The sequence below is a fragment of the Methanobacterium paludis genome, assembly GCF_000214725.1.
Taxonomy (GTDB): Archaea; Methanobacteriota; Methanobacteria; order Methanobacteriales; family Methanobacteriaceae; genus Methanobacterium_C; species Methanobacterium_C paludis.
On record NC_015574.1, the window covers coordinates 1362178 to 1380773 of the forward strand.

General features: G+C 34.6%; 17 protein-coding genes. 11 read left to right on the plus strand and 6 right to left on the minus strand.

What is annotated here, in order from left to right; translation table 11 throughout:
• Positions 1-17 precede the first annotated feature (17 nt).
• The 3 genes from MSWAN_RS06335 to MSWAN_RS06345 form a co-directional block, all read right to left on the minus strand.
• The gene (locus MSWAN_RS06335) at positions 18-1193 is read right to left on the minus strand and encodes a glycosyltransferase family 4 protein (protein ID WP_013825793.1); all 1176 of its coding nucleotides are present in this window, start codon (positions 1191-1193) and stop codon (positions 18-20) included.
• A gap of 29 nt (positions 1194-1222) precedes the next feature.
• Positions 1223-2386 carry a glycosyltransferase family 4 protein gene (locus MSWAN_RS06340; protein WP_048187969.1) on the minus strand — a complete coding sequence of 388 codons (1164 nt, stop codon included), beginning with the start codon at positions 2384-2386 and terminating at the stop codon, positions 1223-1225.
• A 106-nt stretch (positions 2387-2492) separates the two neighbouring features.
• A complete protein-coding gene (locus MSWAN_RS06345) occupies positions 2493-3683 on the minus strand; it encodes a glycosyltransferase family 4 protein (RefSeq protein ID WP_013825795.1) in 1191 nt (396 codons plus the stop codon).
• Between the two features lie 410 nt (positions 3684-4093).
• On the opposite strand from MSWAN_RS06345, the gene MSWAN_RS06350 reads away from it, so the two are divergent.
• Positions 4094-5041 (plus strand): Gfo/Idh/MocA family protein, encoded by a 948-nt coding sequence (locus MSWAN_RS06350; protein ID WP_013825796.1) that lies wholly within the window; start codon positions 4094-4096, stop codon positions 5039-5041.
• A gap of 62 nt (positions 5042-5103) precedes the next feature.
• Positions 5104-5721, plus strand: a complete 618-nt coding sequence (locus tag MSWAN_RS06355) for an acyltransferase (protein ID WP_013825797.1) — start codon at positions 5104-5106, stop codon at positions 5719-5721.
• Positions 5722-5731: 10 nt separating this feature from the next.
• Here the strand turns inward: MSWAN_RS06355 and MSWAN_RS06360 are convergent, their stop codons facing one another.
• The 3 genes from MSWAN_RS06360 to MSWAN_RS06370 all read right to left on the minus strand — a co-directional run bounded on the left by MSWAN_RS06360 (position 5732) and on the right by MSWAN_RS06370 (position 7758).
• Complete coding sequence (locus tag MSWAN_RS06360) at positions 5732-6100, minus strand: DUF2304 domain-containing protein (RefSeq protein WP_013825798.1); 369 nt, start codon at positions 6098-6100, stop codon at positions 5732-5734.
• Between the two features lie 126 nt (positions 6101-6226).
• The gene (locus tag MSWAN_RS06365; RefSeq protein ID WP_013825799.1) at positions 6227-6904 is read right to left on the minus strand and encodes a glycosyltransferase family 2 protein; all 678 of its coding nucleotides are present in this window, start codon (positions 6902-6904) and stop codon (positions 6227-6229) included.
• A gap of 269 nt (positions 6905-7173) precedes the next feature.
• Positions 7174-7758: a flavodoxin family protein gene (locus MSWAN_RS06370; protein WP_013825800.1), complete on the minus strand. Its 585-nt coding sequence runs from the start codon at positions 7756-7758 to the stop codon at positions 7174-7176.
• A gap of 419 nt (positions 7759-8177) precedes the next feature.
• On the opposite strand from MSWAN_RS06370, the gene MSWAN_RS06375 reads away from it, so the two are divergent.
• From MSWAN_RS06375 to argB, 9 genes are all read left to right on the plus strand, one after another.
• Positions 8178-9692 carry an MnmC family methyltransferase gene (locus MSWAN_RS06375; RefSeq protein WP_013825801.1) on the plus strand — a complete coding sequence of 505 codons (1515 nt, stop codon included), beginning with the start codon at positions 8178-8180 and terminating at the stop codon, positions 9690-9692.
• A 128-nt stretch (positions 9693-9820) separates the two neighbouring features.
• A complete protein-coding gene (tgtA, locus tag MSWAN_RS06380; RefSeq protein ID WP_048188333.1) occupies positions 9821-11764 on the plus strand; it encodes a tRNA guanosine(15) transglycosylase TgtA in 1944 nt (647 codons plus the stop codon).
• Positions 11764-12117: a nascent polypeptide-associated complex protein gene (locus tag MSWAN_RS06385; RefSeq protein WP_013825803.1), complete on the plus strand. Its 354-nt coding sequence runs from the start codon at positions 11764-11766 to the stop codon at positions 12115-12117. Before tgtA ends, MSWAN_RS06385 begins: the two co-directional genes overlap by 1 nt.
• Complete coding sequence (locus MSWAN_RS06390) at positions 12118-12873, plus strand: metallophosphoesterase family protein (RefSeq protein WP_013825804.1); 756 nt, start codon at positions 12118-12120, stop codon at positions 12871-12873.
• Positions 12870-13895: an NYN domain-containing protein gene (locus tag MSWAN_RS06395; RefSeq protein ID WP_013825805.1), complete on the plus strand. Its 1026-nt coding sequence runs from the start codon at positions 12870-12872 to the stop codon at positions 13893-13895. Before MSWAN_RS06390 ends, MSWAN_RS06395 begins: the two co-directional genes overlap by 4 nt.
• Complete coding sequence (locus MSWAN_RS06400) at positions 13896-15104, plus strand: hypothetical protein (RefSeq protein ID WP_013825806.1); 1209 nt, start codon at positions 13896-13898, stop codon at positions 15102-15104. It abuts the gene before it with no gap.
• 113 nt (positions 15105-15217) lie between these two features.
• A complete protein-coding gene (locus MSWAN_RS12625) occupies positions 15218-15550 on the plus strand; it encodes a hypothetical protein (RefSeq protein ID WP_013825807.1) in 333 nt (110 codons plus the stop codon).
• 183 nt (positions 15551-15733) lie between these two features.
• Entirely contained in the window at positions 15734-16927 is a 1194-nt protein-coding gene (argJ, locus tag MSWAN_RS06410; protein ID WP_013825808.1) for a bifunctional ornithine acetyltransferase/N-acetylglutamate synthase, read from the plus strand.
• A 197-nt stretch (positions 16928-17124) separates the two neighbouring features.
• Positions 17125-18006 carry an acetylglutamate kinase gene (gene argB, locus MSWAN_RS06415; protein WP_048188335.1) on the plus strand — a complete coding sequence of 294 codons (882 nt, stop codon included), beginning with the start codon at positions 17125-17127 and terminating at the stop codon, positions 18004-18006.
• The last annotated feature ends 590 nt before the right edge of the window (positions 18007-18596 follow it).

Here is an 18596-nt window from a genome sequence, read left to right on the forward strand (position 1 = left end):
TTTGATTTTATTCAAAATTAATTTAAATTAATCATTTTATATGTTTTGAAGGTTTTTTTTGCGCTGTCTTCCCAGTTGAAACGTTTTGATTGTTCAAGTCCTTTTTTAGCTAATTCTTCTTTTAAATTATTGTTTGTTAGGACTTCATACATTTTATCAGCCATTAGATCATAGTCTTGTGGGTCTATCATTATACCCGCATCACCCACCACTTCCGGCAATGAAGTAGTGTTTGAGGTAATTACAGGTGTTCCACAAGCCATTGCCTCCAATGGGGGAAGACCAAATCCTGCATAGGCGCATGGATAAACCAAAATGTCAGCGGCATTGTACCATCTGGGCATATCCTCCTCCGGCACATACCCCGCAAAAATAACATCTTCCTGCAAATTCAAATCATTAATTAGATTTAAAATATTCTCACGTGCCTTAATACTCTGTGATTCGCCTATCTTTACCAATTTAACATCAGAAAATCTTTTCTTAAGTTCTGCAAAAGCTTTTATTAAAACTGGAACATTCTGTCTCGGCATTTCAGAACCCACATAAAGCACAACCTTCTCATCCTCTGAAACATCAATTTTACTTAAAATATCTTTATTTCTATTCTCATAATAAACAGAATGATCAACAGCAGGATAAACAATTCTAATCCTTTCCTCAGGATAATCCAAATATTTCATAATCTCTTCTTTAGAAAACTCAGAGATTGTAATAATACAATCCGCAACCCTCAAACCATCCATAATACTTCGCCACAAAGGAGAACGATCCCCTTCATATATCCATGGAATAAGATCATAACATGTTACAATACTTTTTTCAAGCTTAACCAAATTCAAAACAAAAGCAAATTCCTGCGAAGTGATATGATTAATAAATCCTTTTTTAATCTGTTTTTTAATGATTTGACTGTACCTGTATCGATCACTTTTGTCAAGTGTTTTTTTTCCAGTGTTAACTATAAAACTGATTAATTTATTATCTTTTTGTGTTTTGGTTTCAATTACATCATTTGTGAATTTTTCTTGTTTTGGAGTAAGATGAAATTTTTTCTTTATAATTTCAGCTAGAGGTTTGTATTCAATGATATTGAATTCAACTTTATCCAGTCTTTTAAATATTTCCCCTTGATATTTAGATCTTCCAAATATTTTATCGGTTTTTGGCCCATTTATGTAATCAATTTTCATAGAATCACTGTTATACCAATAACAATCAATTATATTTCTTCATATATTTCCAGGGTTTTTTTTGCACTGTCTTCCCAGTTGAAACGTTTTGATTGTTCAAGTCCCTTTTTAACTAATTCCTCTTTTAAACTATTGTTTGTAAAGACTTCATACATTTTATCAGCCATTAAATCAACATCTTGTGGATCTATCATTATGCCTGCATCACCCACCACTTCAGGCAGTGATGTGGTGTTTGATGTGATTACTGGTGTTCCGCAGGCCATAGCTTCTAATGGTGGAAGACCAAAACCTGCATAAGCACAGGGATAAACCAAGATGTCAGCGGCATTATACCATTTGGGCATGTCTTCCTCAGGTACGTATCCTGCAAAAATAACGTCTTCATGTAAATGAAGGTCCTTTATCAACTTTAAAATATTTTCACGTTCCCTATAACTCTGTGATTCGCCTATCTTTACCAGTTTAATGTCAGGAAATTTTTTCTTAAGTTCTGCAAAGGCCTTTATTAAAACTGGAACATTCTGTCTTGGCATTTCAGAACCCACATAAAGCACAACTTTCTGGTCATTTGAAATATTAAGTTTACTTAAAATCTCTTTATTCCGATTTTCATAATAAACAGAATGATCAGCAGCAGGGTAAACAATTTTAATCCTTTCCGCAGGATAATCCAAATATTTCATAATCTCCTCTTTAGAAAACTCAGAGATTGTAATAATACAATCTGCAAGCCTTAAACCCTTCATATTTTCTTTCCATATGGAAGATCTGTTTTTGTCATATGCCCATGGAATAAGATCGTAACATGTTACAATGCTATTTTCAAGTTTAACTGAATTCAGAATATATGCAAGTTCCTGTGATGTTATATGTTTAATGTTACCTTCTTTAACTTCATTCTTGACTGTATGAATATATCTATGTTTATCAAGGGTTTTTAAAGTTTTTTTTCCCATATCCTCAATAAATTTTAGTGATTTGATTTCATATATTGATCTGTTGCCAGTAGTCTGTGAGTGTGATCCGGACTTGGAATTCGCATTATATTTTTTTTCAAGAATTTGCATTAACGAATCATATTCAATAATATTCCACCCAACACCTTCAATTCTTCTGAAGATTTCCATCTGGTACTTGGATACCCCAAATATTTTATCTGTTCTGGGCCCGTTTATATAATCGATTTCCATTAATTTCACCATTAAAAGTATTCATGTCTTTTCATACTATTTGGATAAATGCGCAATTTGGATACATCGGAAAATTAGTATTTATTTTTGGCATTGATCTAAGATTTCAATACTTTTCAAGTAATTTCTTATAAATCTTCTCAGTTTCTTCAGCAATTTTTTCCCATGAATATCTCTTAACCTTTTTTAGCCCGTCATCACCCATTTTTCCCCTAACATCTTCATTTTTTAGCAGGTAAATCAATGCATCTGCCAGGCCTTCAACATCCCCTGGTTTAACAAGTAATCCATTTTCTCCATCTTTAACAATATCTGGGATCCCTCCCAGTTTAGATGATACAATTGGAATGCCTGAAGCCATGGCTTCTAAATTCACAATACCAAAAGATTCTGCCATTGTGGTTGAGGGTAAGCAAAAAACATTTGATGCTTTAAAGTACAGGGGTTTCAAAGATTCATCAACAAATCCCAAAAATTCAATATTTTCATCTAAACCCAATTTTTTAGATAACTCTTCAAGTTCAGTTAACATTGGCCCTCTACCTGCCAAAATTAATTTAACATCAGGAATTTCTTTTTTAACCCTATGAAGAGCTTTTAATAATATGTCTGGCCCTTTGTATGGAACCAAACTTCCCAAAAACAGTATTAAATTTTCATTATCAGGCAATTTCAATTTATTTCTGCATTCTTCTTTTGAATAGCTGGTTGTAACCTCTTCTATGTTTATTCCATTGGGTATTACAACTATTTTATCTTTATATCCCTTTAAAAACTTTGATTCATTCGCATACGAATTTGTAGTGGCTATTATGACGTCTGCATAATCCAGGACTTTATTAATAAAAACTTTGTTGTATAAAAAGACTCCAGCATTACGAATAAAACTTCCACCTGTCTCTTGACCATCATACTGATATGTTAAAATGAATGGAACTTTTTTACGTTTTGCATAGATTAAAGCCGGGATATCAGAGTAAGGAATTGGTGAATGTGCATGTATAATGTCCACATCATGATTTAAAGGTTTAAAAATCAATTTAAATGATGGATTAGCACTGGCAATCTTCATAGTTGTTCCATAACGATGAACCTTCATGTGAGGATAAGTTTCAAGGGAATCTTTTGAATCTATGGATGTTGTAAAAACATCTATTTCATGGCCCATATTTACCATATTAATGGCTAAATTGTAGGCTGCCATCTCTGTACCACCATGCGCATACTTTTTAACATAATCAGGATCATCAAGAAGATCAATATAAGGAAAATGACCGATAAAATATCCTACATTCATGTTTATCACTGCTCTTACAGATTTAAATAATCATTTAACAGTTTATTGCCGTTTTATTTATTTAGATAATTATTTAGCAATTAAATTTTATAATATAAACATCTAAAAATTATCACACACTTTTCAAGTTATATATGCACATTTTCATTATAAGTCTTTACGATTAATTCTTAGAAAATAAACTAAAATTTTAAATTGTGGTTATAATTTATAAAATACTGTATAATAAGCACAATAATTAATATTGATGATTAAAAGAGTCTCAAATCTTCTCATAACTTATCAAATCCTTAATGAATCTGCTTAAATAAATTTCAAATTGAATTTATTCTTAAATAGCACAAATTCTAATTAACCAATGGAATTAAATTATAAAAAAAAATTAATTGACAAATGATTGGAGGTTAACTTTGAAGAACGTTAACGTTGGAGTAATCGGAGTTGGAGCTATGGGTTACAACCATGTTAGGGTTTATTCTGAGCTTGAAAATGCCAACTTAATGGCAATTTCCGATATTATGAAGGGAACTTTGAATGAAGTTTCCCAGAAATTTAATACTATTGGTTTTGTTGATTATGATAACATACTTAAAATGCAAGATGTAGATGTTGTAAGTGTCTGTGTACCCACAACATACCACCATGAAGTTGTGATGGATGCTATCGAACATGGCAAAGATGTTTTAGTCGAGAAACCGATAGCATTCACCCTAAAAGAAGCAGAAGAAATGGTAAAAGCTGCAGATAAAGCAGGAGTTAAACTCGCAACAGGACACGTTGAAAGATTCAACCCTGCGGTTTTGGAGGCTAAAAAACTCATAAACGATCGTGCAATAGGGGACATTGTATCTGCATCAACAAAAAGGGTAGGGCCCTTTCCTCCCCGGATAAAAGACGTCGGTGTTACAACAGATCTCGCCATACACGATATTGACATTATGTTTTACTTGCTTAACAGCCCAATATCTAGGGTATATGCCAACATGGGTAGTAAACTTGAAAAATGTGAATACGAAGACCATGCAGAAATAATGATGAGATTCAAAAATGGTGTAATAGGCATTTTAGAAACTAACTGGCTCACTCCCTACAAAAAAAGACAGCTTGAGATAACTGGTGTTGAAGGGATTATATCCATAGATTATATAGATCAAAGCGTTGATGTTTACGGGAAAAATTCACAGAAAGTGAAATTGGAGCATAAAGAACCGTTGAAAGAAGAACTGAAATCATTTTTATCAGCAGTTACCATGGATGAAAAGCCCCAGATTACAGGAGCAGATGGGATACATGCCCTTAAAGTTGTTCTAGCTTCAATGAAATCTGCTAAAGATAAATCAGTAGTAGAATTAATTTGATTTAAAATTTGATTTAAGGGTTGTTAATTTAGTAGCGTAAAATTTTTAATGGACAGGAAAAAATGAAGAGATTTAAAGATCTTTTTGGAACTGAGTTTCATGAAGTATACACCCACCCATGCGGTCCACAAGTGGCTGAAAACTTTACAATTGGGGTAAAATACAAAAAAACATCTAAATATCCTCTTATTGGGAAAAATCCTCTTATTCGTTCAAACACAATAATATATAATGATGTTGAAATCGGGAACAATTTTAATACAGGCCACAACGTGGTAATACGTGAAAAAACAACAATAGGGGACGATGTACTTCTCGGAACAAATACAGTTATTGAAGGTCACTGTAAGATTGGAAGCAACGTCAGCATCCAATCAAACGTTTACATCCCTAAAAATGTTTTAATCGAAGATTATGTATTTATTGGGCCCTGTGTCTGCTTCACTAACGATAAATATCCAATAAGAGTTGATTACGAACTTAAAGGCCCCACAATTCGTAAAGGAGCTTCAATTGGAGCAAATTCTACTTTTTTATCAGATATTGAAATTGGTGAGGGTGCCATGGTAGCTGCAGGATCCATAGTAACACATGATGTTCCTCCTTTTTACCTGGCAATAGGTACACCTGCAAGGATAAAGAAGTTACCAAAGCATCTGAGAAGCATAAATAAAATTTGAAGATAGTTTCTTAAGGTTTATCTTTCTCATTATCTTCATCTGAAACACCTGAATTCTCATTTTGAATGGCGATCTTCCTCACAAGATCCGTGATCTCTTCTTCCATAGTTTCTAGTTTATTGTATAACTTGAAGATAAGATAGAAACAGGATAAAATACCCAGTATCAAAACAAAATCCAGTCCTCTTCCTATTCCAGCAGATTTTGCCAGAAATGATGTTGATTCAGGATATATGGAGACAAATATAACAATGAGCCAAATTAAAATCCAACCGACAAACATTCCCAGGGACATTTTACCATCTTTAAATCGGAGAATAGTCAGTAGTAAGGCTACAATTCCTAGTAAAATTCCAATTACCTGGTATATCAATATCATTTTAACACCTTCACTTCACGAAATTTAGTTTTCAAGTTTTTCACAATTTTAAGAGCTCTTTTACAAAGAGTTAGAACCCTCAAAATTTATAAATTATAAAACATTCATAACCTTATAAAATTTTTATTATTTTAAGACATTTATTATTAATTTAAGCAGTATTTTAAGTCCCACTTTAAGATTAGTCCCTTTTGACAGGGCATAAGGTGTATAAATTGTTTTAATTGGCACTTCTTCAAGTTTAAGATGATTTTTTTTGATCTCATTGACTATTTCAGATGAAACACCGTAATCCCTGGAGTTAAAATCAATTACCTCTGCAGCTTCTCTCTTAAAAGCTCTAAGACCCGATTGAGAATCATTCACTCGAACTCCATAAAAAATCCATGTTATCATATTCATGATTTGATTTGCAAGTTTTTTTGCAAGGGGCATTTCATTAAAGTCCCTTTTTCCAATAACCACATCCGCCTCACCCTTTATTAAGGGCCTGGAAACCTGGATTATATCCTCAGGGTCGTGCTGTCCATCTGCATCGAATGTCACTATGATGTCTGGATCGTGCAGAAGAGCTGCATCCATACCTGTCTTTAAGGAAGCTCCTAAACCCCTGTTTAAAAGATGTTTGTAAATAAATCCATGGTTTCCCTTTTTATCAATGATATTTTTTGCTATGTTGTATGTACCATCAACAGAACCGTCATCAACCACAAATAACTCAAATCCTCTATTAAAAAGTTCTTCCATGACCTCGGCTACAGTTTTTTCTTCATTGTAAGCAGGTAGAACGACGACTATCTTCATATAATCTCCTTGGATAAAGTAGCATAAGATAAAGTAGCATAAAGTAACGTTGTAATAATTTACTTGTCAGATGTTTATATTATTTAGTTTATATAAAGATTTAATTCTGGTTTTTTAAAATGATTTAATTTTAATGTAAATTCTATTAAAATGGACATAAATGAACTTATTTAAATTAGGAGGCAATTTATTGTATTGATTTTTCATTAAATGGAAATAATTAATACAATGTTCCAATATTCCCCCAGTTAATATCTACCTAACATTCTTTAATCTGTTAACTTCATTGCAAGTTCAGCAACACGTTTTCCAAGATTTTTAGATGTTTTAACACCAAAATCATCATTTTCTGTGTCGCCTTTAGGTCCTCCAACTCCAGTCCCACCGTAATGGGCAAGTGGTGCCCCATCTCCCACAATTATCATATCTTGAATAAGCATGAATTCATGTATTGCAGATATTGTTGTCTCCTGGCCACCGTTTCTTGAACCCCCTACAGCTATGGCACCACCAACTTTATTTCTAAGTTTGAAATCAATCCTTAAAGGTCTTGATCTGTCCATGAGCATTTTCATCTGGGATGTGACCCCTCCAAAGTAAACAGGGCTTCCCATGATTATCCCATCTGCATCCATGAGTTTTTCCATGACCTCCCTCATATCATCGTATATTCCACATTCACCCATAGTTTTACATATGTCACAGGCAATGCATGGCTCAACATCCATCAAAGCTATGTTTATTAGCTCAGTAGCCGCTCCCATTTCTTCTGCAGACTTTAAGGCAGTTTTAACAAGATATGCTGTGTTCCCATCTTTTCTTGGACTTCCTACAATACCAATTATCTTAACCAAGTTGATACCTCCATGTATTTAATCTATTTTAATATCAGTTTCTACTTTAATATAATTGGCAGCATATATATTAGCAAATCTATTAGCTATTAGCAAATCCTGAAAAATTTGAAGTTTGCTTCCAATACATTCATAAATACGGATGCAAAACTACAAGAGTTATTATTTCTTGTGAAAAATCCAAAAATTGATGGAGTAAATAACTCATGTGGTCTTTCTGGATAAAAATAAATAAAGCTAATTTAATAAGATTAGAGTAATTAGAATATTATTTTTTTACTAATAGTTAAAAATGAAAAAGTTGTATATCTGAAAAGCAGTTAAATAACAAGTAATTGATTTGTAATTTAATATAGGAATTTACTAAATTATAAAACCTAATTGATAAAAAGATTAATGAATAAAAGTTGATTTAAAGTATGAATACCCAAAAACACTATAATACACTTACAGTCACAGAAAACGTCTTGAAAATAGTTGAAAACTGGTTTAAAGCCGAAAAATTAGGGGACAAAAATGCAAGATCCCGTGCTGCATATGAATTAAACGAATTTTTAATAGAAACTGATGATGGATCTTATACACTCAGATCAGATGATTTCAATGGAAAATCTGAAACAATGCACACTCACCACGGTGCAATAACAGAATCAATTGAAAAATATGTTAAGCCGTCAAAACTCAAAGAAAAAATGGCTGATGGAAGGAATTTACATGTGCTGGACATCTGCAGCGGTCTTGGATACCATTCAGCTGCATGTATCGAATTTTTAAATGATAGTTTAAATGATAGAAATTTAAATAATGAAAACAAATCTGAACATCCATTAATTAAAGATCATCCAAAAATTTATCCCAAAATTAGAATTGACATGGTTGAAATTTCAATAGAAACCATTGCAGCTAATTTACTTATTCCAAGTCCAGTAAAATCCCATGAAATTATTAAAAAAGCAGTAGAAAACAAACTTTATGACGAAGGGGTCCTTAAATTTAAATTTCAGGATGAATTTCAACTCCAAGATGAATTTAAAAAATCAGATGTTTTGAATAAAAACATTCCAGAAAACCTCAAAATAAGCGAAAATTCAGATATAATCAATGAAAAGCCTGAAATAAAAGAAACACAGAATAAAATCTGTAAAAAGTATGAGGCAAAAGAAAAACCTGATAAAATCTCTAAAAACCTGGATATAAATATATACTGTGAAGATGCACGGGATTTAATTAAAAAAATAGTTAAAACCCATGATAAATCCAAAAATCAGGTTAACGAACATGATTATGGTGAAAATTGCGAAAATTATGATGCAATATTCCTAGCTCCATTCAGTCCTTCTAAATCTCCAGAACTTTGCACCGTTGAATTTTTCAATGCCCTCAAAACTATCCTGAAAGAAGACGGAATGATTTTAACGTACACATCTGCAGCACCTGTACGTTCCGGCCTCATAGAAGTAGGTTTCCATGTAGGGGAAGGACCGCGCTTCGGAAGAACTGGAGGCACAATTGCGTCACCTTCACTCCAAAATATTGACACCCCATTATCAATGAAAGATGAACGTATGATAGCATTAAGTGATGCAGGATTACCATTCAGGGACCATGAATTAAATAGTTCAGGATTTGAAATAGCTGAAAAACGTGCAAATAAACGAAAAATTGTGAGGGGTTCATCTAAATTTGCATCGAGTGTCAAAACACCCTTATATTTAGGTAGAAATATGGAAGATATTGATGATCCGCGATTAAAACGTAGGGTTCTTAAAAACGTTAAAAAACTTGGTTTTGAAGAGTTAAACTGTGAAAAATTAAAATATATTATCTGTCCTCAATTTGATAGTTGCATCTGCGGTTCTAACTGTCAAAAAATAGCAAATTCCCGTGATAGGGTTAAAGAGATGGTAAAAAGGCTTTCTGAACTTGTTGAATAATTTTTAGCATTTTAGTGGATAATTTTTATATTTAATAATAAAAAATAACGATTTATATTAGTTACAGAATTCATATTCATTATAAAAGGTGGAAAAAGTTGAATTTCGAGATAAAATACAAAGATGCAATGGGAAGAGTTGGAATACTCAAAACACCCCATGGAAACATTAAAACACCGGCTTTAATGCCTGTAATCCATCCAGGGAAGCAAACTCTGGACGTTAAAAAATTTGGGGCAGAAATAGTCATAACAAATGCTTACATAATGTATAAAAACGAAGATCTCAGGGCTAAAGTGCTTGAAGAGGGTGTTCATAAGTTCATAGACTTCCCAGGCCCTATTGTTACAGATTCCGGTTCATTCCAGCTTTCTGTTTACGGTGATATTGATGTCACAAACAGGGAGATCATAGAGTTCCAGGAAGCAATAGGCACCGATATAGGTACTTCTCTGGACATACCAACACCACCATATGTAAAAAGGGAACGTGCTGAGAGAGAACTTGAAATAACCCTTGAAAGGGCTAAAGAAGCTTTGGATGTTAGGGATAAACTCTTGTTGAACTCTGTTGTGCAGGGTTCCACATTTCCTGACCTTCGATCCCGATGTGCAGATGAAATAGGAAGTATGGGCTTCGATGTTTATCCAATAGGGGCTGTTGTTCCTTTAATGGAATCTTACAAATATTCAGACCTCCTGGATGTTGTAATGGCTTCTGTAACCCATTTACCTGAATCACAACCAAGACATCTCATGGGTGCCGGGCACCCTATGGTTTTTGCATTTGCAGTTGCCATGGGCTGCGACCTATTTGACTCAGCAGCTTACATTCTCTATGCCAAAGGTGACAGGTTCATGATGCCCACAGGCACCTACAAACTTGAAAATCTTGTTGAAATGCCGTGTTCATGTCCTGTTTGCAACAGTTACACTCCTGAAGACTTAAGGGGCATGGAAAAAGACAAGAGAATGAAATTAATAGCCCAGCACAACCTTCACATTAGTTTAGCAGAGATCAGGACAATAAGACAAGCCATTGTCGACGGTAACCTCATGGAACTTGTGGAGCAGAGATGCAGATCTCATCCTTACCTCCTTGACGGCCTCAGAAACTTCAAAAAATACACTTCAAACTTTGAGGAGTATGATCCTGCCTCTAAAAATTCTGCATTCTTCTATTCCGGCCCTGAATCACTGGCCAGATCTGAGATATACAGACATCTTAAAAAGATGGAAAGGCTTCCACCAAAGGAAAATCTTTTGCTGCTCCCAAGATCCCGAAAACCGTACTCAAAAAGTATTCGCAACGATCTAGGGGATTTTTATAAGGTTCAAAAAGATGGGTCAACTGAAAATATTTGGGACAACCTCCAGGTAGCTGTAGTTGATGTACCATTTGCAGTGATACCCCTAGAGATCGATGAGGTGTATCCTCTGGCTCAAAATGAATCACCCCTTGTAAATGATTTAGATTCCTTAAAATTCGTGAAAAATCAAGTAAAAAAATATATTGAAGGTTTTAATAATGTTATAATTAATGAAAAAGTTTTAAAAACCTTTGATCTTGATTTTAAAACTGAATATTATGATCTAGATCCATTAAAAATAAATATAAATGACAAGGATAAAGTGAAATATATAGCAGATTATCAGTTTGGGAGTGGATCCGGAAATGCGTTATTCAAGGGAGATATTAAGATAATTAAAAGCAAAAAAACCGGGAAAATCAGACACGTGTACGATGGAGAAACTCTTATTGCAACTCTGCGTGCAAGTGATGGTGTTTTCGTCCTTGACAGAGAAGGTGCCAGGAGACTGCATTCCCACCTTGAATATCCTAAAAATAGGGTTGCTGTGAATGCGGATGCTGAACCATTTGCCAAAGAAGGAAAAAGTATATTTGCTAAATTTGTTATAGATTGTGATATAAATATAAAATCTAATGAAGAAGTTTTGATAGTAAATCAAAACGATGATTTGATAGCCTTTGGTAAGGCAATTTTATGCGGTCGTGAAATAATGAATTTTAACACAGGTCAAGCTGTAAAGACAAGAAAAGGAGGATTATAATGTTACCTGGTGCAGGCATGAACCCAAAACAGTTAAAACAGATGCAGAGGTCAATGAAGCAAATGGGAATGGACATGAAGGACGTAAAGGGTGTAATAGAGGTCATCCTTAAATTTAAAAACAAGGAGATCTTAATTAAAAACCCCAAAGTAAATCTCATGGACTTCATGGGTCAAAAAACATACCAGATAAGCGGTAAAATAAAGGAAAGAGAAATTGAAGCCGAACTGGAGATCCCTACTGATGACATTGAACTGGTATCAAATCAAACTGGTGTAACGAAGGAGGAAGCTTTGAAAGCTCTGAAGGATACAGGTGGTGACCTTGCAGAGGCCATTTTGAGGTTAAGTTAAATGGTATTCATCGCTCATATATCTGATTTACACGTCGGATCTGTTAACTTCGAAGAAGATCTTCTCATAAAAGCATTATATGACATCAATGATATGCACCCAGATGTAACAATAGTTACAGGGGATATAACTGAAAACGGTTATTACCTTGAGTTTGAAAAGGCTGCTAAATATCTTGACATGATAAAATCTCCAATGTTAGTCGTTCCTGGAAACCACGATGCAAGACATGTTGGAGATGAATGCTTCGAAGAACTTATAAAAGAAAGATACGGCGTTTTAAACGTCAAAAAACATGGTTTAAAGGTTATTGGACTTGACAGCAGTGAACCAGACCTGGACTTTGGAAAGGTAGGAAGATCACAGCAGAGATGGATGGAAAATGAGCTTGAAAATGCCGGAGGAGATCATCTCTACAAAATAATAGCTCTGCACCACCATATAATACCGGTACCAAGAACCGGACGTGAAAGGAACGTTTTGAGCGATGCAGGAGATATTTTACAGTCTGTGATAAACGGAAACGCAGACCTTGTGCTTTCTGGCCATAAACACATGCCTCATGTATGGATGATGGAAAACACAGCCTTTGTAACAGCAGGTACAGTTTCATCATTGAGACTGAGGGGAAAAGAACTTTCTTCCTTTAACACCATAAATATAGAAGAAGATTTCATTGAAATTATTCTAAACCGTGCTGATGGAACACGGAGATGTCTTGCAAAATATGAAAACACTTGTAAGGTGATCGATTGAAAGCAATTGTTGATGCATCCAATGTAGCCCATTACGGGAAAGTTAAGGATGGAAAACCCATATTAGAAAACATTTTGAATGCTGTGAAGGCCCTTAAAGAATTAGGCTATGAACCTGTTTTAATAGCGGATGCATCGCTTAGACACGAAATAGATCAAAAAGAGGAATTTAACAAACTTCTTGATGAAGAGAAAGTAAAACAGGTTCCCTCAGGCACAACAGCAGACCACTTCATACTCAAAATAGCAGAAGAAGAAGATGCCAAAATACTATCAAACGATGTTTTCAGGGAATATTACGATGAGTTCCGGGATATCAGCAGCAGAAGAATTCCTTACAGTATAAATGATGGTACAGTGTCAATTGGAACCTCATCCAAACCAAAAAAGGTTAAAAACATACTGCAAAAGATATGCTCTCAAATAATGACAGACTTTGAAAAGAAAGGACTCGACAGCTACAAACAGAAGAAAAACAAGAAGTTAAGTGGTATCGCAGTTGCAAAAGAAGCTATCGACAGGATAAGTAAGAGCAAGGAAGAGAGTATTGATTCTAAGATAGAAGATATATTCATGAAAATTCCATTATTTGATAAGTTTCTCAACATGGTTGAAGATGCTGAAGAAACCAGCGATTTTATCATATTTGTACTTGTAAGTCCAAGGGACTACAAGGATGCGGTTAAAAATGCAGGAAACATTGCAGTTACAGTTGGAGATAGGTTAAAACTTGAACATGCCCCACTTGTCGCTGTTAGAAATGATCTTTTCACTAAACCCGGATCCTTTGAGCTTAATATTATTTATTCCGATGAAGTACTTGAAGAATCTCCCTACAATGTTAACATAACCATTAACGACCACGACTACGCATTTGTAAAGAAAAATTCAAGAAACATCGCCAGCACAGTGGCTGCAAGACTTGGAACATGGAAGTTCCCTATTGTGTCAGTAAAACCTAGTATGCTCATGGAAAAACCAGGACACTTCGATATAACATTAGAGAAGGGAGGAGAAAAGTAAATGGTCATGGATTACATCTCAAGAGCCATCTTTGGATTTCTAATAAAACACAGGGTTATAAGCATAGGAACCAAGTACTACCCAACCAATGACATGGAAAGGGATTACGTGGATATGATCAACTACACCAGGACCATGCTCCTTGAAATTGAACCGGCACATATAACAACCCAAAATATCTTTCACAACCTTGTAAATGAGGTAGGAAACGGGAACATTCCCCAAAACAGGAAATTCATTGAGATAAAACCAGCTGAAAATGAAATAAATGAATACGCTCTTTTGAGTAACATAATCATGGGAAGCGACAGATTCCTTTACGTTGAAGTCTTCAGAAGTGATAGAACTCTTATAAACGAATTCGTTGACATCATAAAGAAGGGTAAAGGCCAGATCATAGAGCAAAGTAATAGTGAAATCGTTTCCCGTTTATTATCCAAAAATGATGCTATAAGAATTGCTGTCAAACTCATATCTCTTGGTATGGAGAAGGGAACTGATGTAAGAGCTGCTGTTGGAATGACAGGGGCAGCATCAATAGAAAGATCAATAAATTTGAACAAACAGATTGGTGAAACATCAGGTGTAGGATTCACAAAACTCGGTGGAGAGTTTGCAGTTGTATTCTCATCAGCATTTGGTAGTTTAGAGGGGAACCCTACTTCTTATGATAATTATCTTTTCATTGATGCAGTAGATTCTACTCAGTTCATAGCAGAAAACGGCAGGGACAAGCTCGTTGAAATAATGAACGATGTGACAAATTTCATAGAAAATGACTGCGAAGGTAAGATCGAGGGTTACAGGGAAGGTGGAGACGACCTTATCGCCACCATGCCAACAAAAGACGCTGCACTTCGGGCAGGAATAGATTCTTCATGGCATTCTCTCAACAATGGGTTAAGATTAAGGGCAGGTATAGGTAAAAGCCGACGTGAAGCAGGGGAACGGGCCCAGATGGCAGATAACATAAAGATATGGAAAAACAGTCCAGTTGTGGTGTTTGACCTGGCTGATGGAATATACTCCTATTACATACCCTCAGAATTCACAAGGTCTATACTGGACTTTTTAATGGATAAAAAATCACGGATAGCTGTAATATTCATTTTCGTATTCTTTGCCACACTCATAGGGTGGAACGTTGGACATCCTGAATTCGGCCTTGTTGCAATAGTCTTAGCTGTAATATACGCACTTACAAACTGAATTCATACGATTTTGTCCATTAAATTTTTTGGTATGATTGTAAACAATGCAAAATCAAACCTCTCAAAAAAAATCAACCTCTCAAAAATATTAAACTAATCAAAGGTGCCAGAATGAAACCAAAAGTTAAGGGAAAGATTGCAATTTCAATGATTATTTCCATGATTGCATTTGGATTTGGAACAGGTGCTGCACTGATTGTGGGTATTAACTCCAACAGCACTTTCACCAATTTTAATCTTACACAGGGAGAGTTCCCATCTATACCGTATTCAACATCAAATGATAACATCACTACAACTCAAAATAATACTCAGTATACATCTCCGGTATCACAGACAGGAACTACACAGACCACTAAAAACACTTCAGGTTCTACCAGTTCTAATTCCGGTTCTAGTTCTACTCCAAATAACACCTCAAAAAATAGTAGTAGTAATAAGTAGCTAGATTAAGAGTTAGTAACCTAGTTATGGACTTTGAATGTTTTTGAAATTAAATAAGTCAATAATTAAGAATTACTCTAACAAATTAATGAAAATTAATTTACCTTTAACTAAAGCTAATTAACGGAATAATGCAGATTAATGGAGTAGCATAGATCTAAATAACAAAAAGGAGAAATTCCCATGAAAATAATCGAAGGGGGAATATGTGCTGTAAATGGAGTAACAGCTTCAGGAACATGTGAAGGTGATTATGGTGTTTCTTTGGTAGTTAGTAAAGGAAGCAGCACATCTGCAGTATTTACATCTAACAAAGTGGTTGCAGCACCTGTAATCATCACCAAAGAAGCTGTTTCAAATGGAAAACTATCCGCAATAGTTGCAAACAGTGGAAATGCAAACTGTTTCACAGGCCCTGAAGGCATGGAGGATGGGATGAAAATGGTCAAAAAGGTTGCAGAACATCTTCAACTTAAAGTGGATGATGTTGCAGTTGCATCTACCGGAATAATTGGTAGAAAAATGCCAATGCCCATTATAAGTAGCTTAATAGATGAAGCTATCCAAAATCTTCAAAATTCACCAAAATCTTCAAAAAACGCTGCAGAAGCTTTAATGACCACTGACACATTTCCAAAGGAATTTGCAGTTGAGACAACACTCAAAGATGGTAAAAATGTTAAAATTGGTGGTATAACCAAAGGATCCGGGATGATAGCACCTAACATGGGCACAATGCTCTGTTTCATAACAACAGACGTTGAAGCATCACCTTCCGAACTTCAGGAAGCCTTAAAATCGGCCGTTGATAAAAGTTTCAACATGGTTGTTATCGATGGTGATACAAGCACCAACGACATGGTTGTATTGATGGCAAACGGAAAATCTGGTCATATAGACGAAAACTTCCAGGAAGCCCTTGATTATCTATGTGCAAGCCTTGCAAAGATGATTGCAAAAGATGGGGAAGGTGCAACCAAGTTCATGGAAGTTGAAGTTAATGGGGCCGCATCAATTGACGATGCACGGTCTGCTGCAAAATCTGTTGTATCATCACCACTCGTTAAAACAGCGCTATTTGGTGCAGATCCCAACTGGGGACGTATAGTTGCTGCTGTGGGATATTCTAGTGCGGATATGGATGAAAACAGGATAACAGTGACCCTTCAATCTGAAGACAAAAATGTTAAAATTGTGGACAACGGGAACGTTAAAGCTTATGATGGTTCCCAAGAGCTTGTAACTGCAGAAGAAATAATGGAAAAACCTGAAATTAAAATAGTTGTCGATATAAACCTGGGAAATAATTCTGCAACAGCATATGGATGCGACTTAAGCTACGATTATGTGAGAATAAATTCTGAGTATTCCACATAAGTAACATAAATTCTGAGTATTCCACTAGGTAACAGCCAGAATGCATAGCAACTTACAAAAAATGCACTTACAAAGTTACAAGATTCAACTTACTAAATTGCAAAAAATATTTTCAAGAGTAAATAATATATTCAAATATTTTTGAGGAATTTGAAATGGTTTTTGAGGAATTTGAAATGGTTTTTGAGGAATTTGAAATGGAAACAGTTAATATTTTAGTTGAAGCACTTCCTTACATAAAGAAATTTCATAAGAAAAAGATTCTCATAAAGTATGGCGGACACGCCATGATAGATCAAAATGCCATGGAATCAACAGCACGTGATACCGTTCTTTTGAAATATGTGGGCATGAAACCAATAGTTGTGCATGGCGGCGGTCCTGAAATATCAAGATCAATGACCAAACTTGGGAAACAACCTAAATTCATAGGCGGCCTCAGGATAACTGACACAGAAACAATGGAAATCATTAAAATGGTTCTTGTTGGAAAGATAAATACAGATATAGTTTCAAAGGTGTGTTTACACGGTGGAAAAGGAATTGGGATCTCTGGAAAAGATAATATTCTTCTAAAAGCACGTAAACAGGCTCCTCAAGTGATACTGGATGGTACAACCGGTGAAGAAAAAACCGTTGACTTGGGACTTGTGGGTGAAATAGATTCTGTGAACCCTGAAGTAATTGATATGCTTACTTCAAATGATTATATCCCTATAATTTCCCCAATCGGTGTTGATGACAAAGGAAGCACTTTGAACTTGAACGCTGATACTGTAGCGGGTGATGTAGCATCTTCTGTGGATGCTGAAAAGTTAATAATCTTAACAGATGTACCTGGCATTCTTGAAGATCCAAAAGACCCTGAAACACTTATAAAAAGGGTAAAAGTAGATGAAGTTAAAGAGTTAATTGACAACGGTATTGTTAAAGATGGGATGATCCCTAAAGTTACAACCTGCGTTAATGCAATTCAAAACGGAGTTTCTTCAGCCCATATAATTGATGGAAGGATCAAGCACTCAGTCCTCCTTGAGATATTCACCAAAAAGGGTATAGGAACCATGATAACCAAATAGTTAGTTTTTGTGCATTTTTAATTTTAACTTTTTTATTCTTTATTTTTTAATTAACAATTTTAATTTTCTGTTTTAACTTTTTAATTTTCAGCTTTTTTAATTTTTATTCTCTGTTCACCGTTTTAATTCATATTCTTAAAAATCCTAAGAATTTTTTAACGATGATTTTTCTTACGTTGATTTTTTTGAAAAACATTTAAAAAAACATCTTAATTAAAAAAACATCTAATTTCTATTTAAATTTGCTTTTTTGAAATGTTTAAAAAGATATTAACTCCTAAAAGTTAACAAATTTTAAAAAAAATTTAAAAAATTTAAAAAGTATAGGAGGTTTACTGTATTTAAGACGATTTTAAAGTTATTTAAAACCATTTGGATTAACATTTGAAGTCTGCGCAGAGATAATAAAATGCATTGCATTGCAGTATACCCAACAAACCATGCACCTACCTATTTCCCTTTAAGTATACCATCTTGTGTCCAATATGTTCATTCAGACGGATTTGGAAAATAATGATCATTACCCCAAATACAAATCTTTCATTAATTCTCAAAAAAGACATTAATAGAACTATTTTTGAATTTAAGCA

What these genes read in the sequence shown, in the direction of transcription:
- MSWAN_RS06335 (WP_013825793.1), bottom strand. Translation starts at nt 1,193, where the DNA reads ATGAAAATTGATTACATAAATGGGCCAAAAACCGATAAAATATTTGGA.
- MSWAN_RS06340 (WP_048187969.1), bottom strand. Translation starts at nt 2,386, where the DNA reads ATGGAAATCGATTATATAAACGGGCCCAGAACAGATAAAATATTTGGG.
- MSWAN_RS06345 (WP_013825795.1), bottom strand. Translation starts at nt 3,683, where the DNA reads ATGAATGTAGGATATTTTATCGGTCATTTTCCTTATATTGATCTTCTT.
- MSWAN_RS06355 (WP_013825797.1), top strand. Translation starts at nt 5,104, where the DNA reads ATGAAGAGATTTAAAGATCTTTTTGGAACTGAGTTTCATGAAGTATAC.
- MSWAN_RS06360 (WP_013825798.1), bottom strand. Translation starts at nt 6,100, where the DNA reads ATGATATTGATATACCAGGTAATTGGAATTTTACTAGGAATTGTAGCC.
- MSWAN_RS06365 (WP_013825799.1), bottom strand. Translation starts at nt 6,904, where the DNA reads ATGAAGATAGTCGTCGTTCTACCTGCTTACAATGAAGAAAAAACTGTA.
- MSWAN_RS06375 (WP_013825801.1), top strand. Translation starts at nt 8,178, where the DNA reads ATGAATACCCAAAAACACTATAATACACTTACAGTCACAGAAAACGTC.
- tgtA (WP_048188333.1), top strand. Translation starts at nt 9,821, where the DNA reads ATGGGAAGAGTTGGAATACTCAAAACACCCCATGGAAACATTAAAACA.
- MSWAN_RS06385 (WP_013825803.1), top strand. Translation starts at nt 11,764, where the DNA reads ATGTTACCTGGTGCAGGCATGAACCCAAAACAGTTAAAACAGATGCAG.
- MSWAN_RS06390 (WP_013825804.1), top strand. Translation starts at nt 12,118, where the DNA reads ATGGTATTCATCGCTCATATATCTGATTTACACGTCGGATCTGTTAAC.
- MSWAN_RS06400 (WP_013825806.1), top strand. Translation starts at nt 13,896, where the DNA reads ATGGTCATGGATTACATCTCAAGAGCCATCTTTGGATTTCTAATAAAA.
- MSWAN_RS12625 (WP_013825807.1), top strand. Translation starts at nt 15,218, where the DNA reads ATGAAACCAAAAGTTAAGGGAAAGATTGCAATTTCAATGATTATTTCC.
- argJ (WP_013825808.1), top strand. Translation starts at nt 15,734, where the DNA reads ATGAAAATAATCGAAGGGGGAATATGTGCTGTAAATGGAGTAACAGCT.
- argB (WP_048188335.1), top strand. Translation starts at nt 17,125, where the DNA reads ATGGAAACAGTTAATATTTTAGTTGAAGCACTTCCTTACATAAAGAAA.